General features: G+C 47.8%; 10 protein-coding genes. 1 reads left to right on the top strand and 9 read right to left on the bottom strand.

What is annotated here, in order from left to right; translation table 11 throughout:
* Window positions 1–219 precede the first annotated feature (219 nt).
* The 9 genes from DXN05_RS16690 to DXN05_RS16650 all read right to left on the bottom strand — a co-directional run bounded on the left by DXN05_RS16690 (window position 220) and on the right by DXN05_RS16650 (window position 13,576).
* Window positions 220–1,026, bottom strand: coding sequence for a DUF4397 domain-containing protein (locus DXN05_RS16690; RefSeq protein WP_116848411.1), 807 nt, complete (start codon window positions 1,024–1,026; stop codon window positions 220–222).
* A 24-nt stretch (window positions 1,027–1,050) separates the two neighbouring features.
* Complete coding sequence (locus tag DXN05_RS16685; RefSeq protein WP_158559286.1) at window positions 1,051–2,694, bottom strand: SusD/RagB family nutrient-binding outer membrane lipoprotein; 1,644 nt, start codon at window positions 2,692–2,694, stop codon at window positions 1,051–1,053.
* A 20-nt stretch (window positions 2,695–2,714) separates the two neighbouring features.
* Window positions 2,715–5,840: a SusC/RagA family TonB-linked outer membrane protein gene (locus DXN05_RS16680; RefSeq protein WP_116848410.1), complete on the bottom strand. Its 3,126-nt coding sequence runs from the start codon at window positions 5,838–5,840 to the stop codon at window positions 2,715–2,717.
* A gap of 353 nt (window positions 5,841–6,193) precedes the next feature.
* Entirely contained in the window at window positions 6,194–6,940 is a 747-nt protein-coding gene (locus DXN05_RS16675; RefSeq protein WP_116848409.1) for a DeoR/GlpR family DNA-binding transcription regulator, read from the bottom strand.
* Window positions 6,941–7,001: 61 nt separating this feature from the next.
* Window positions 7,002–8,132, bottom strand: a complete 1,131-nt coding sequence (gene nhaA, locus DXN05_RS16670) for a Na+/H+ antiporter NhaA (RefSeq protein ID WP_116848408.1) — start codon at window positions 8,130–8,132, stop codon at window positions 7,002–7,004.
* Between the two features lie 261 nt (window positions 8,133–8,393).
* Window positions 8,394–10,010: an OstA-like protein gene (locus DXN05_RS16665; RefSeq protein WP_116848407.1), complete on the bottom strand. Its 1,617-nt coding sequence runs from the start codon at window positions 10,008–10,010 to the stop codon at window positions 8,394–8,396.
* A complete protein-coding gene (locus DXN05_RS16660) occupies window positions 10,010–11,029 on the bottom strand; it encodes an MlaD family protein (protein ID WP_116848406.1) in 1,020 nt (339 codons plus the stop codon). The genes DXN05_RS16665 and DXN05_RS16660 overlap by 1 nt, the downstream gene beginning before the upstream one ends.
* Before the next feature lie 313 nt (window positions 11,030–11,342).
* Window positions 11,343–12,365 (bottom strand): N-acetylmuramoyl-L-alanine amidase family protein, encoded by a 1,023-nt coding sequence (locus DXN05_RS16655; protein WP_116848405.1) that lies wholly within the window; start codon window positions 12,363–12,365, stop codon window positions 11,343–11,345.
* Window positions 12,366–12,640: 275 nt separating this feature from the next.
* Window positions 12,641–13,576 carry an N-acetylmuramoyl-L-alanine amidase family protein gene (locus DXN05_RS16650; RefSeq protein WP_116848404.1) on the bottom strand — a complete coding sequence of 312 codons (936 nt, stop codon included), beginning with the start codon at window positions 13,574–13,576 and terminating at the stop codon, window positions 12,641–12,643.
* A gap of 70 nt (window positions 13,577–13,646) precedes the next feature.
* Here DXN05_RS16650 and DXN05_RS16645 point away from each other — a divergent pair, with 70 nt between their 5' ends.
* The gene (locus DXN05_RS16645) at window positions 13,647–16,385 is read left to right on the top strand and encodes a putative LPS assembly protein LptD (RefSeq protein ID WP_116848403.1); all 2,739 of its coding nucleotides are present in this window, start codon (window positions 13,647–13,649) and stop codon (window positions 16,383–16,385) included.
* Window positions 16,386–16,493: the final 108 nt, after the last annotated feature.

Below are 16,493 nucleotides of genomic sequence, written 5' to 3'. Positions count from 1 at the left end.
TTACTGCAATGTTAAAATTTCAAGATAAAACCGCAAAATTATTCGGCAAAATGGGCTTATATGTTAATTTTTTGCAGGTTATTCCGGTTTTTTGCCTGTTAATCCTGCAAAAAAAAGCAGCTGAAATGCGCAGGATACGATTTTTTGTATAGATTCCGGCGCATAAAAAAGCTGGCAACCCATGGGTTGCCAGCCGGCCTGTTTGTTACAGTTAAGGGTTTATTTGTTGATGAAATAGCTCAATGTCTTTCCTTTTCCAGCCAGGTGTGTAGTATCGTTGCCAGCGTATAACAGGGTGTAACAATGCTGCTCTACCATCGCAGTTGGTATTTTAGCAATCACATATTTACTGGTGTCTGACCGTTTGAGGTAAAGCGTATCAATAATGCCGCCTGCCAATGCAGGGATTGCGGTAAAAGCTGTGGTCTGGTTAATCCGCACTTTGGTAAGCACAGCAGTATTTAACCTGTATGAGTACACATTTACCGTTGCATTGGCAGTGTCGTTTTCTACTGCATGTATCATACGCACATAGGTGAAACCTGGTCCGGCCATGGGCAACGGGAAAGAATCGCGTAGGAAAATCAGAGAAGAATCCCTGGTTGCGAGTTTTACGGAATCTGTCAGCGCCAGTGTATAATAGGTACCTGCCAGCAGGTTGCGCTGCAGGCTTACCAGGGTGGTTGAATCTGGTGTGGTTTTGCCGTTAAGCGTAACCCGGATGGTTTGATTGCCGGCAGGTACGGTAACATAAGTGCCGGTATTGAGCGGCGAACCGGCCACACCCGGAAATATGCTGCCGTAAGATAATATGCCGCCCGAAAGCTTGCTGTTGTTGATGTACACATTCAAACTGTCTGATGCGCCGGATAAACGGCTGAAATAAGGCGATGCGTGTACTATTTTTAAAAAGGCGCTGCCGCCTGTGCCGGAGAAGACTGCATCTGCAGGTGGATCTTTTTTGCATGATACCATTGCCGCGGTTACTGCAGCAAAGCCGGTGAGTATAAGCCAGTATTTTTTCATGAATCTTTTTTTTAGGTTGATGGTTTATTTCATCGAAAACCAGCACTCGTGTGTGCAGTAATCCGTTGCCGTACCACCCATGGCAGTTACGGCGATAATATTGTATAAATATTCTGAAGTGTTCTGCGGTCTTGCGCGGTACACGTATTTGCCATTGTTATCAGGATAAATGTCTGTCACTGCGAGCGGCACCCAGCCGGTGTATACCTGATTGCCGTTTGCATCTTTATCGATGTAATGATAGCGGCGCATATCTACCCAGGTTTCATGCGCATTCCAGCCATACAGGGCAATGTATTTCTGCAGCATAATATGGCTAAGGGTAAGTTTGTCTGCGGTTTCCGGTACAATGGCTGTATTGTTCAGATAGGCGTTTTCAGCGGCATCGGTAATTAAACCATTGGCAGGCACATTGGTGGCGTAGTCGTTTTTGAGCATATCAATATGCAGCTGGATGGCGTTGCGGTAGGTTGCCAGTGCGCCGGCTTTATCTCCTTTAATAAACTGTGCTTCTGCTTTTATAAACTGCATTTCACAGGCTGTCATTACCGGGAATGGTGCCTGGTTTCTGAATATGAACCGGGCGTTTTTATCATCTGTCGCAGTGGTGCTGGTGTAAGTGGAGCCCCAAAAATTCGTAGGCAGGTCGTTGGTTGCCAAACCGGTTGATGCGGCAGCGCCTTTTACCGGGCTGATACCTTTGAATGTGCCGTTGGCGTTTTCACGGATGAGGTAGTAAATACGCGGGTCCTGTATGCCGGGGAACAAGGGGTTGTTGCCGGAAAGCAGGTCGGCAATAAACACTGTCTGCCGGATAGAACCAACGTTGCCGCGGGTTGGGCCAAAATAGTTCATGGTACCTGATACATTGCTGTTTTCAAAGGTTTGAATACAGTTGTCGTTGTTCACACTCATAGCCAGGTCGCAGTACTTAATCACAGAATCGGCCTGGTAGGTACTTTTATTGCTGAGGTGGTGAAAGGAGCGGGCCAGTACGCCGTAAGCGAATTTTTTCCATTTATCGAGATCGCCGTTGTTAAAGTACTTGTCGCCTATGGCCAGGTTGGCACTGATGCCGGTGCCTGCCTGGTTCAGAAAGGTTAAGGCCCGTTGTGCGGTAACACGTACGGTGTCGTATACCATGCTCAGTGAATCGTAGTCAAACTGCGTACGGCTGTTGTCGAAGGCTTCTTTCAATATTACATTGCCATATTCATCGCCCAGTGTTAGCCAGCTCCAGGCGCGTATGGCCCAGGCTGCACCTACATAATCCCATTTCTGCTGCTGTGAACCCCAGTTGATAATCTGGTTGAGGTTTTGACCAACTGCGGCGTAGTGCATGGTCCAGGTATAGCCTAATATACCGCCGTTGCCGCCATTGGTGCCACCCATGCGGTCGTACTGGTAGTTGTTGGTGTTTTGCGCCCAGTACTGTATGTAGCGGCCTATTTCCCTTGCATCGCCTGCTGTACCGTTGCCGCTGTTGGCAGCGCTTGAGCCTGCGGTGAAGTTGGCAATTACGCTGGGCAGCAATTGTTCAATAGGCTCTACCACCTGCGCGTTGGGGTTTAAATAAGCCTCATCTATTTTTTTGGAACAGGCAGTGTCCAGCAAGCTTATTGCCAAAGCTGCTGCCAGTATATATGTAGTTGAATTCCGGTTAAACATGTTGCACGTTTTAATAGCTGTTAAAAGGATGTTCTTAAACCAATATTGATGCTTACAGGCGCAGGCAGGCTGCCATAATCCATACCCCATGAACCAATGCCTTTGGATGCAGCGGTATTGCCGTTAATGGCAGGGTCAGGACCTGAATAGTTGGTAAACAGCAACAGGTCATTGGCTGTTACAAAAACGCCGAGTGATTTAAAGTATTTGAGCTTGCGCACCACGTTCTGCGAAAAATTATAGCTCAGCGTAATATCGCGCAGCCTGAACCAGTTTACGTTTTTCTCAATAAACTCTTCATCGGGCATGGCGGCGGCGCTGTAGTAGTCGTTCTGGAAATAAGGTGTAACCACAATGTTGTTTACAGTGGGGTGTGCGCTGTTTTCCTGCCCGTCGGCCAGCACACCTTTTACTACGCGCGGGGTTTGGCGGTCGGCCGTGCGGATGCTTTTGCCCTGTTCGGTTAAAAACATATCTGTGCCATTGTAAATATCACCGCCTATTTTCAGGTCCCACAAAAAGCTCAGCGTCCAGTTTTTATAGGTGATGTTGTTGGTGGTGCCCAGGGTGAAATTGGGGTTGCGGTCGCCGATGGTAACCCAGTTGTTGGCTACGTTGGGCAAACCGGTTACCGGGTTAATCAATATATCGCCCCTGTTGTTGCGTGCATAATGGTAGCCGCTGATGGTGGTAGTTGGTCCGCCTTTGTGCAAACCGGCCCTGGCTGTACCGAAGAGCTGTGTATCGCCCAGGTAGTAATCGGTGAGTGAAGCGGGCAGTGACAATACCTTGCTGAACATTTTATTGAAGTTGAACAGGATGTTCCAGTTCCAGTCGTTTGTTTTTACGGGGTTGGCGGCGAGTGACAGCTCAATGCCTTCGTTACGCGTTGCCGCAACATTCGAGGTATTGAGCACGAAGCCTGTTGCATAACTGGCACGGTAGCCCTGTATAATCTGGTCGCTTACACGTGTGTTGTAATACGAGCCTTCCAGTGTAATGCGGTTCTTCCACATGCGCAGTTCAAAGCCTGTTTCATATGTCTTCTGGCGTTCGGGTTTCAGATAAGGGTTTGAATTGGTGAAACCATAAGCGAAGCCCTGCCCGCTGGCGAGGCTATTGACAAAAACAGACTGGTTGGAGTATGGATCGGGCAGCCTTGCCGTTTGCGCCAGCGATGCACGCAGTTTCAGGAAATTGATTACATCGCCCGATTTAATGGCAGGCAGCATATCGCTGATGATGGCGCTGAGACTAAGCCCCGGGTAGTTGTAATTGCGTGTTGATTTGGGAAACACGGATGATTGCTCGAACCTGTGTGAATAGGTTAAAAACAATACTTCGTTATAGCCCAGCGATACTTCGCCAAAATAGGCATTGTTGCGGTTGATGCTAAGGTTGGGCTGGCCGTACACGTTGCGCAGCAGCCTGGTTCTGGTAGAGGGCAGGGTATTGCTGCTGTCGGTGCTGGTTGAATCGATGAGCTTGTTGCCTGATACGGCAAACATCTTGGTTTCAAAATTCTCCCACATGGTACCTATCAGTAAACGACCGCTGAATTTGCCGATCGATTTTTTGGCGGTAGCAGTAATGGTATGGTTGTAACCGGTGTACCTGCGGTAGTAGTTATCGAGCCAGCCGCCGGTTGCAGCGCTGTATTCACTTGATTCAGGATGGTAGAAGGTATAGCCGTCTGTTTTGTAGTGATCGTATCCAAACCTGCCTGAAATAGTTAACCAGGGAAAGGGATAGATGTTTAAACCGAACGTTGCGAAAATGCGGTCTGTTTTATCGCGGCTTTTATTGTAAATGGCATTGAACAGCGGGTTGTCCAGTTCGGTATTGGGCCCGTCTGCCGGGTTAATCAGCTGTTTGTGGCCTTTGGGTGAAATGTAATTGCGGATATCGTTGTCTGATGGCCAGGTATACAAATTCAGCAGGTAGCCACCTGCACCACGCAGTGGTTTGTTGTTTGTGCTGGGTATGTAAGAAAAGGAAGGCGTAAAATCAAGATACTTGCCAATTTTTGTGGTATTGGCTATGCGCAGGTTCAGTTTGTTGTAGGTGTTGCTGGGCACTACGCCTGACTGATCGATGTATGATGCGGAGATGCGGAAAGCACTGTTTTTGGTACCGAGGTCTACGCTTAGATTGTGTGTTTGTGTAAAGCCGGTGTTGAAGAAATTGTGTTTGTTATCGTAAATGCGGGTGCTGGCGCCCAGTGCCGGACCGAAGAATGCCGGTGTGGTGCTGAATGCCGGTGAGTAAACACCATTGTTGCCGATGGAGTAAGCGTCTACTGTTTTATTAAAACGGGTGATAGTTTGTGTTCTGAAACTGTTGTCATAGCTAACCGACACGGAGTTGAGTTTTGGTTTGCGCGTGGTGATGACAATAGCGCCGGAACTGGCCTGGCTGCCGTAAAGCGCCGTTGCTTCAGGGCCTTTGAGTACGGTTACGGATTCAATGTCGTTGGGGTTAAGATCGGCGATACGGTTGGTGTAATCGTTGTTGCGGTTGGGCCTGTCAGATGAAAGCCCCACACCGGTGCCGCCGTCGGATGTTTCGTTGAAGGTATTGTTGTCCATGATTACCCCATCTATTACAAACAAAGGCTGATTGCTTAAGGAAAGCGAATTAAAGCCGCGTAATACGATAGAAGCAGAAGCGCCGGCCTGGCCCGTGGTAGGGGTAACCGTGGCCCCGGCAACCCTTCCCTGTAAACTGTTGAGGAAGTTTTCGCGCTGTGATTCGCGGATTTCCTTACCAGCCACTTTTTGAACGGAATATCCCAGTTCCTTGGGGTTGCGGCGTATATCCATGGCAACAACCACCTGGTCAAGTTCCCTGGCTACGCCGGAAAGGGTAATGGTCATTCTGCCGCTGCCGGCCGTGGCTTGCTGCTCGGCCATGCCCACATAGGTAAAAGTCAGCAACTGGCCGGGCCTGGCCTCTATGCTGAAAACACCGGCGGCATTGGTGGTGGCCACTTTGCCGGTAGCTTTGTTGGTAACGGTAACTCCTTCCACAGGGGTTTTGTCCTGCGACAGCACAACGCCCGAGATTTTGGTGGCCTGGGCATTGGCGAGGGAAGGATACAATAGAATGCCTGCAAGCACAATAAATAGGCAGACGAGTTTTCTCATATCAGTTTGTTTGGTTTGAAGACAGTAGTAAGGCAAGGGTTGCAGGGTGTCAGTAATACGGTTAGCAGCGGTAAATTAAAGCCCGCAATAAAACGCAATCGAAGAAGGGAAAAGCGCGTTTTGTTTACACAATTTTACTCTAACCCCGCATAAAAACAAAATTTAATACATCAAATGCGGCAGAATGCCGAAAATGAACGACCGGCCACCGGAAAATACCTGTTCTATGGTTTTTTAAGGCTGTTACCTGCTGCCGGGCAAAGCAATCCCGCGGCGCAGTAACTGCGCATTTATACAAGAAACAAGGCAATAAAAATGACGTGGCAACCGGGCAAATTCAGGGCAATGGCAGTTTATACCACCTGCAATCCCTTTTCCCTGAAGCATTGCAACAGGGCATCTTCGGGCGATAATTCCGTAATCAGCATATCAATCGCGGTAGTAGGGCATACCTGCAGGCGCTGAACGCTGTTGAGTTTTTCGGATATGGCGAGTGAGACGGTTTTATGGGCAGCGCGTATCATGGCGCGTTTTACTTCAATTACTTCCCAGTCAAGATCAGTAATACCTGCCTGCGCATCAATACTGTTGGTGCCGAGAAAACAGAGGTCTGCGCGTATTTCGCCCAGCCGCTGCACCACATCTGCGCCAACGGCCATTTGTGCGTTTTTCAGCAGTTTATTACCCAGGAAAATGACCTCACTGCTGGGGTGGTTCAGCAGTTCCAGGGCAGTAGGAATACTTACGGTAATGAATGTGGCATTGAGATCGGGCGGCAGGGCCTTGATGAGCTCGCGTATGGTGGTACCGCCGGACAGCAGCACAAACATGCCATCGCGTATGAGCTGTACCGCCTTATGGGCAATAATCTGTTTCTGCGGAAGCGAATAGATATTGTTGTTCTGGATGGTAAAATGAAACGATTTGCTGAGCGCGCCGCCATGCACTTTCATCAGCTTGCCTTCTTCACTCAGCTCCTGTAAATCCCTGCGAACGGTATCTTCCGACACATTCAGCTGCACACATAAATCTGACGAAAGCACTTTATTATGGATATTGATCTGTTGAATAATGTAAGCCTGTCGCTCTTTTTTCAGCATAAGATAAAAGCAGTTGTTTACGGAAAGGTAAAGAATAACCAATAAGCTGCAAAGTGCTGCATCACTTAATCCGCGGCCTGTTTGCGAATAGCAGCCAGCAATAGCCGGTTATCATGGCCAGTACCGAGGCCAGCAATACGGCTATTTTGGCGATGTTCTGACCAGCAGGTTCAGCAAAAGCCAGGGTACTGATGAAAATAGACATGGTAAAACCAATGCCTGCCAGTATTCCCACACCGGCCAGCTGCATCCAGCCTGTATGCGAGGGCAGGGTGCCATATCCTTTTTTTACCAGCAGGTAGCAGGTACCGCAAATGCCCAATGGCTTGCCTATGAACAGGCCGGCCACTATACCCCAGCTTACGGTGGTGTTTAATGCGGCACCCAGGTGGTCTGGAAAATGAATGGCTGTATTGGCCAATGCAAACAAGGGTAACAGGATAAAATTTACCGGTGCGTGCAACCGGTGTTCCAGGTGTTTAATCTGCTGCGCAGGTACCAGCAATGCAAACAATACACCGGCCACGGTAGCATGCACACCGGAATGATACATGGCAAACCACAACACCAATCCCAGCAGGTAATGCCACCACTGCATGGTTGTTTTGCCCCGCAGGGAATAATACAACACAGCAGTAACTGCTGCACAGACCAGCAACCACAGCCATTGTATGGCACCGCCGTAAAACAGTGCAATTACAATAATGGCACCCAGGTCGTCTATAATCGCGAGTGCTGTTAAAAAGATGCGCAGCGATACCTGTATGCGTTTACCCAGCAATGCCAGTATGCCCAGCGAAAATGCAATATCTGTAGCCATGGGAATGCCCCAGCCGTGCTGGTTTGCCGTGCCTTTGTTAAACAGGATATAGATAACTGCCGGCACTACCATGCCGCCAATAGCAGCAGCAGCGGGCAATGCAGCGCGTTGCGGGGTGGAGAGTTCCCCGGTTTGCAGTTCGCGTTTTATTTCCATACCTGCCAGGAAAAAGAACAGCGCCATGCCACCATCGTTAACCAGGTGAACCGGGCTATGCGGCAACTGCAATAGCTGAAGCCAATGCCATTCCTGCTCCCAGATGCCGGGATAAGCGCCAAACAGGTTACCCAACAGCAGGGACACTGCGGTGCAGGCCAGCAACAGTATGCCGGTGGTGCGGGTGTCGTTGTATATGCGTTTGAGCAGTTGCATGAGCGTGAATCGTCAGTCGTCAGTGATTTTAGCGGGTACCAATTTCGAGAATCGAGAATCGACACATCGAGACTATCTTAGCGAAGGCTTGATTTGAGCGAATCCGTGATCTGAGCGAATTCGTTTGAGCAAAGCATTGATTTAAGCGGGCTTTTGATCTGAGCGAATTTTTTTACTGCTCCGGGGGGAGATCGTCAGAACGCAAATGCTGCGGCTTTAGCGTTCTGATGTTACTTTGCTCAAAGCCCTTTAGCTCTCACGCTACTTTGTTTCTCCAAACAGGTCGTAACGGGATTTGGGGCGGATATTGTCGAGCCATCTAAAGCCTTTCAGCTTTATTTCCTCGTGGTTTACCTGGCCCATGGGCGACATATTGCCCTGCACGTCGCTGATCCATTTTACCCGCTGCGGCTTCTTGTTCTCGAAATAGGTGTCAATAGCCCCGGCAGATGATTTGTTTACACCGATGTATTTATTTTGTTCGTCCAGGGCGTAATACACGTTTTCGGCACCGCCCCTGGCACGTACGTAATCTATCTGGCCGTTTTTAAAATAACCGTTGATGGTACGGCCTTTTACCTGGTTATAAAAACTGTCTTTGCCCACGCGGTTCAGTACCAGCCCGTTTTCAAAGGCGTACATGCGTTTGGGCTTTTTATCCTGCGTAAACAGGTAAATGGTATCGCCCGTAATCTGGCTTTCCTGTGCCCATAACACCGGGTTTTTAAACAGCCGGAAAACAGAATCCTCTGAAGAATAAAAAAGACTGTCGCCCACTGCCTGTAACGAATCAGAGAAAATGTGCACATGGTAATAGCCTTCTATAAAACGGTCGCGGGCGCTGTCTGGTTTCAGCTGCAGCAATTTTTTAAGATCCGTTGTATCCAGCACATCCGGCACATTACGTTCTTTACGCAAAGCGCTCAGGTGGGCTGAGTAAAAGGTATCTGCCGCTACGAAAATCGAATCTGCATCCTGCTTAATAATCAGTACCGGTTTTTGTGTGGCGAGAAAGGAACCTTCTTTTTTATTGCTCTTTACGTTGTTGGCAATTAGTGTATACCCCTGTTTCAAATCACGGATAAATACATTGCCCGCTGCTTCAGAATAACCGGATGAATCGTTTACAATATCATCTGCCACCAGGCTGGTGCTGTCGTCAACCAGCTCGGAGCGTTTGCCGAAGTAGCTTTTTTTATTGAGCATGTCGTAATACCCGTCGGTAGTATGTATCTGCTGCTTGTCTTTACCTGTGATTACCGTTGGTACGGTAAAGGTAGCTACCTTGGTGTAGGTGTTGTACAGCAGGGTATCGGTAGTAACCGTGTATTGCGGGTTTACCAGCTTTACTTTCTTTTTGAAGGTAACATCACGGGTATCGCCATGGTAATAGGCTTCTGTGCTGGTAAGGGTGGTGCTGTCATTCACCAGTTTACCGCCGGCCAGGTAAATACCCAGTTTGCTGTTCAGGTTATAACTGAGGTCGTTGGTGGTTAACACGCCCCTGCCATCGGTGAGTTTGACATTCTTTTTCAGAAAGGTTTGCCTGTCTGCACCAATGTACTTCATGTAATCGGAGTAGGTGTGCACACTGTCGTTGTCATTGATGTGTACATGGCCAAAAGCTTCAACAGTGTTGTGCTTCCTGTCCTGCACCATGCTATCGCAGTAAAAAAGGGTAGTGCCCTGTGAGCCTACTACATTGCCGGTAGCAGAAAACAGTTCAGACGTATCCTTTTTTTCATTGGTAAACCGGTCGGCATGTGATATAATGATGGTCTTTTTTTCCTGTGATGAATCCTTCCCCTGCGCAAACAGGCGGTGTGCAGGAAATATCAGCAGGGTAATAATAACAGCCGCAAAAGAAAATCGCCTCATTAATGGTTTGTTGGTGTGGTTGTTTTGTACGTACTATCCGTTGGGCCTGCAAGCGGTGTGCTTTTGTCTTTTTTGCCAAAAACAGAAAGACTTACATAACGTTTGGGATGTAGTCTAAAGTCATCCATGAGTGTATTAAGGCTGCGTATGGTGCTGTTAAGGTTATTGTATAATGTTTTATCGTTGATGAGGGCACCCATCGAACCGTCGGTTGAGTTGAGTTTGGTCATCGCGTTGTTGAGGTTGTCAACCGATGCTTTCAGTTTGTTTACCACGCCATCAATGTCTGCCTTGCTCAGGTGGTTGGTGGTAGCTTCAAGGTTATCCATTACCCCGGAGATTTTGCTGTTGTTATCAGCCAGGTTTTTGGTAAAGCTGTTTACGTTATTGAGCGACTGGCTGAGGGCGCCTGTTTCGTTGTTGAGCAATGTCTGCAGCGAAGCAGAAGCAGTTACCAGTCCGGCAGTAGCCTTGCTCAGGTTGCCGATTACGCTTTGCAGGTTGCCCTTGGTAGCAGGGTCGAGCACGGTGTTTACATTTTTAAGCACAGTATCGAGCGAACTGAGGGTGGCTTTCAGCTGGTCAGCTACGGGCCCGACTTTATTGGTCAATTCACCCAGTACGCCGCCATTGTTGGCAGTGAGCACGGTATCGCCTGCTTTCAGAAAGGTAGTGGCGTTGCCCAGTTTTATTTCTACATTAGGGCTGCCCAGCGGGTTGCTGGCTATGCTGGCTACAGAGTTAACAGGTATATGGTAGTCTTCATTTAATTTGATGGTAACAACGATTTGCTGTAAATCCCCGTTTTGTGTTTGTATGTCATTCACGGTACCTGCCTGGTATCCGTTAATCATTACGGCATTGCTGGAAACAAGTCCTTTGGTGTCGGCGTATTTGGCATACAGGAAATGACCGCTTTTGAAAAGGCTTTTTCCTTTCAGGAAGTTAAATCCTAAAAAAAGAAGGGCTACAGCAATCACCGTTAATGCACCGATTTTGGTTTCGTTTGAGACTTTCATTTGTAATTAATAATTTGAAAGTAAATCACAGTTGTGATGTCTTTTTAAAGGTCTGTTCCTTTCAATGGCCAGTACAAGCTTTATACCATATCAAATGAACCTCGGCAAAAGTAGGCAAAAAGCGTGAGCTGGAAAGCAGTCGTGATGGATGATAGGAATACCGTCGAGAATCGAGAATCGACAGTCGAGACTACCTGAGCGAAGATTTGGACGAAGAACACAAAGGGCCCCCCAAAGTACGCTAAGGGCAAGCCAATGTAAGGCTGAAACGGCCTTAACATTAAACATGAAACCTTACACCTTAAACTGTCTCTTATTGCTGTCCCCGCGGTTGGGTTGTTGAATCGGCATCTGCGGCTGCGGCCGGGGTATTGGTTTCTGCAGCGGCTGAATCGTTGGCTGCTTCTATGGCTGCAGGTGGTATCAGGGTGTTGTTTTCGAGTGAGTATTTATAACGGCCCAGTGCTTTTACAAGTACGTCGGTTATTTCGTTCTGGCCTTTTTCGCTGTTGAGGTAATTTTCTTCGCGCGGGTTGCTGATGTAGCCGGTTTCTACCAGTATGCTGGGCATGGCTGTGGCCTGCAATACCCATATGCCTACCTGGCGCTGGCGTGCTTCACGGCTGATGCGGCCAATTTTTTTAAACTCATCTTCTACTGTTAACGCAAGATTGGCGCTGCGGGTAAAATATTGCTGGGTTTTCAGCGCGTATAAAATGCGTTTCTGCGGTGAATCCATGTCAAAATCTTTCATCGAGCTGGCGGTAGAGCTATCTACAAACAATGATTCATTTTCACGCATGGCCACTTCCTTGGCTTCGCTTTTATGTGCTGCCCATATATAGGTTTCTGTGCCTTCGGCAGGGTTGGGGGTGGTCCAGTAACGGTAAGTAGGTACTTTATGGGTATACTTTTTACGTTTTTTGCCTTTGCCGCGGTAATAGGTTTCGGTGCGGTAACCGGTTTGTTCACTGTGCCTGATAGGGTCGGCGCTGTTGCAGTGAATAGAGATAAATAAATCGGCTTTTGACTGGTTGGCGAGGTCTGCACGCTCATGTAGGGTAGGGTAGCTATCCGTGGTTCGCGTCATAATTACGCGGATTTCAGGAAACTCACGTGTTATTTTATCGCGCAGCTTCAGCGCTACGGCAAGGGCTATATCTTTTTCATAAGAATAGTCACCGGGCGCACCTTCATCACGGCCACCATGCCCGGCGTCGATGACAATGGTTTTGAGGGTGTTTTTTTGAAAGGCTCCCTGGTTAAAAGACCTTATTTCCAAAAACGAACTGCTCACAATCCACAATAACAATATGCCTAAGAATTTTTTCTTCATTGCCTGCACTACTTACTGCTTAAACGGGAAAACTGTGCTTAAAATTACCAACTGTGACGGAAATAAGGTAAATACATCGATATTTTAACCAAACCTATATAATTCTGCCACGTCTTTGCAATATAAGGGTTTTGCGTTGCGCCTGCTGTCAATTGGAATAGCAATGCAGGCTTTTGTATTTCTTTAACGATTGGGCATTCAGCAGGTGCCTGCGGGCATGCGAAAGCCACAGGCAAAATGAATATGACTGCAATTTAAAACAATAAGGTTCCCGGTTATTTTCCCTGGTTTTCGAGATGAGCCTTGTAGCGGAGCACTGCTTTTTTAATACAGTTGCTTACCTCGTTTTGCCCTTTTTCGCTGTTCAGGTACGCTTCATCTGCAGGGGTGTTGATGAAACCGGTTTCTACGAGTATACTGGGCATGGCTGTTGCCTGTAATACCCAGATGCCTTCCCAGTCGCGCTGTTTTACACCGCGGCTGCTTCTGCCCGATTTTACAAATTCTTCTTCCACATAGCTGGCAATAAGGCAGCTGTTGTCGAAATATTTGCGGGTGCGTAATGAAGCCATGATTTTTGCTTCAGGCGAATCGAAATAATGATAATCGCTGTCACCTTTTTCACTTTCGTGCTCTTCTTCTTCGGCAGATCCTACAAACTGTTTTTTCTGATCGTTTTTATCTACCGACCACACGTAGGTTTCGGTGCCGCTTACCACGCCGGGCAAACGGTAGCGTTTTACAATGGGAACGCGGCGTGTTTTTTTCTTTTTCGATTTTTTGCTGTAGTAAGTCTCCGTGCGGTAGCCGGTTACTTTAGAGCGGTAGCGCGCGCCGCCTTCGTTGAGGTGAATGGAAATAAACAGGTCGCCATGTGCTTCATTGGCCATACGGGCACGCAGGCGGTTGGCTTCGTTTTTATCTTTGAGGCCACCGGGCAGGTTTTCGCCTGTGCGGGTATAGACTATTTTGCAGTCCGGCAACTCTTCTTCAAGCAGCTTGCCGAGCTTCAGGGCGATGATTAAAGCAACAGAACTTTCATTGCTGAATTGTCCTTCCGCACCACCGTCGGGAAAGCCATGACCGGGATCAATCACAATGGTGCGAAGTGCAGGTTTGGCGGCAGTTTCGTGAAGACTGACAGGGGCGAAAGAAGTAAGCACAACGGCAAGCAAAAGGGTAACAGACAGCAAAAAAGTCTTTTTTATCATAATTGCTTTAGTTTAGGGAATATCTTCACAACTCATTTATTCTTTAAGCCCTATTTTTGTCCGACTACTTATGGGCATACTTTGTAAAGTTAGTGTAAAATATGTTTTCGGCGGTGTTACATCGTTGTTGTTGCTGTTTATAGCAGCACATGCAGGTGCTCAGGTGCAGAAAAAACAAGAGGCAAAGAAAGAACAGGTAAATAAAATTGACAGTGCAAACAGGGTAAATAACAACATTAACCAGGGAGCTGATACCACCCGGAAAGTAAAAGATTCTACCGTTGCAGATTCAACGGTACAGCGCATCGATTCTACCAAAATATCCAGGGATTCCCTGGATGCACCGGTTGAATACAGTGCAGCTGACAGCGCCGTGCTTATGGTTGACAGCCGTAACTTTTACCTGTATAATAAAGCATCTACCAAATACAAAGACATCAAGCTTGATGCCCATACCATTGAATACGACCAGGCCAACCAGCAGGTAAAGGCATTCGGCGGCGTAGATACGTCAAAGAATCCGCTCAACAAACCCCAGATGACACAGGGGGATGCCACTTCTATCATGGACAGCATACGGTTTAATCTTAAAACCATGCGCGGTCTTACGCAGAATGTATATTACAAGCAGGGGGAGATGTTTGTGAACGCCGAGAAAATGAAAAAGGTAGATGACGGGGTTGAGTATGCCTACCGCACCCTGTTTACAACCTGTAACTACGATATACCACACTTCGGCATCAGGGCACGCAAAGTAAAAATCATCAATAATAAGCTGGCGGTATCCGGCCCGGCCTTTCCCGAGTTTGAAGGGGTGCCTATGCCGGTGGCCATTCCTTTCGGTATTTATCCCATGAGCACAGGCCGCCACTCAGGACTGCTGCCGCCGCAATATACTTCGAGCCAGGATTATGGCCTGGGCCTGGAAGGACTGGGATATTACAAAGTAGTAAACGATAACTGGGATGTAATTACCCGCGCCAACATTTACACCTATGGCGGCTGGAACCTGTATGTGAACCCCAAATACCTGGTGCGTTATAAATACAGCGGTAACCTCAACATCTCTATACAGCATACCAAAATTCTGAACTCCAATTCGCTGTCGAAAGATGAGTTTACCAAGAGCAATACATTCATGGTAAACTGGAGCCACTCAAACGACAGCAGGGCAAGGCCAGGTACCTCGTTTTCGGCCAGCGTAAATGCAGGTAGTACGCGTTTTAACCAGAACGTTGCCAATAACCCGCTGCTGAACTATCAAAACCAGCTGTCTTCTTCCATCGCCTACAGCAAAACATGGGACCAGGGTAAGTACAACCTTACTGTGAGCGGTAACCACAGCCAGAATACGAGCAGCCGACCAGACGGTACAGCCAGTCCGGGTACCATTAATGTGAGTTTGCCCACGGTAAACTTTACGGCCAATACATTTTATCCTTTCCAGAAAAAGGAATCAGTGGGTAAAGCCAAATGGTACGAGAAAACCGGCATCTCTTACAACGGTAGTTTTTTAAACCAGGTAACTTTTATCGATTCAGCCGTAAGCATCCGTAAAATACTGGATACCCTGCAATGGGGTGCGCAGCACAATATTCCTATTTCCTTGTCATTGCCGCCTGTTGGCCCGTTGATTTTCTCGCCATCACTCAGTTATTCTGAAAGATGGTATGCGCAGAAATACCAGTACAACCAGGTAGGTGATGTAAAAGGGGTGGATACCATTCAGCGTAAACTGGAAAAAGGCTTCTTCACTGCAAGAGAGGTAACCGTGGGCATGTCGATGAACACACGCATTTTCGGTACGTATCAGTTCGGGAAGAACAGCAATATCGTGGCAATCCGCCACGAGGTGAAACCTTTTATCGGTTTCTCTTACAAGCCCGACCTGATGAAGCAATACTATACCAAGATAAAGATTGACACACTGGGGCACACGCAGATGGTATCTGCATTCGACGGAAGTTTGCTGGGCTCGTTCGGTTCAGGTCAGTCGGGAAGCCTGAACTTCGGTATCGACAACCTGCTTGAAATGAAGGTGAAAAACAGGAAAGATTCTACAGGCGAAACTCCTACCAAAAAAGTGCGCCTGATAGACGGGTTTGGCGTAACCTCTGGTTATAACTTCCTGGCCGATAGTTTGAAACTGCAGCCCTTCCTGTTCAACTTCAGGAGTACGCTGTTTGAAAAAATCAACATTACAGCCAACGCAACCGTTGACCCATACGATATTGACAGTGTGGGCCAGAAAATAGACCGCCTGTTGCTGAAACGCGGAAGCCTGGGCCGTTTTACCGGTGGTAATATCGCCATTTCATCATCGTTCCGCGGTGGTGCCAATGACAAGCGAAAAGATGGCGACCGCATACCGGAAGATCAATACATGACACCTGACGAGCAGCAACGCCAGCTGGATTATGTGCGCAGCAACCCGGCCGAGTTTGTTGACTTCAACATTCCCTGGAACCTGCAAACCTCTTTATCCGTTAGTTTCACCAGGCTGCAAACACTGAACCTCCAGCATTTTTATACACAGGTAAACAGTAACATCAACCTGAATGGTGATTTCAGTTTAACGCCCAAGTGGAAGATAGGCGGCAGTGCTTACTATGATTTCAGAACAAGCCAGATACAATCGCTCACGATGTTTGTAACGCGTGAAATGCACTGCTGGCAAATGGCCATCAACATTACGCCCATCGGCATCCGTAAATCGTTCAGCATTGTGCTGAATCCGAAGTCAGGCATCCTGCGCGATCTGAAGATCAACAGGTCGAGGTACTTCTATAACAATAGTTATGGATATTAGTGAGTGGTGAGTGAAAGCCAAAGCTGGTGAATAGTGTCCATAGGACTCCTTTGGAGAATAGTCAATAGTGAATGAAATACAAAAGCTCCCCTGTTGAACCGGGGCAGC

Origin of the sequence: Deminuibacter soli (assembly GCF_003412455.1) — a bacterium.
In the GTDB taxonomy this organism is placed as follows: domain Bacteria; phylum Bacteroidota; class Bacteroidia; order Chitinophagales; family Chitinophagaceae; genus Deminuibacter; species Deminuibacter soli.
The sequence above is the reverse complement of the archived record's forward strand: the minus strand, read 5'-3'. Positions and strand labels throughout refer to the sequence as shown.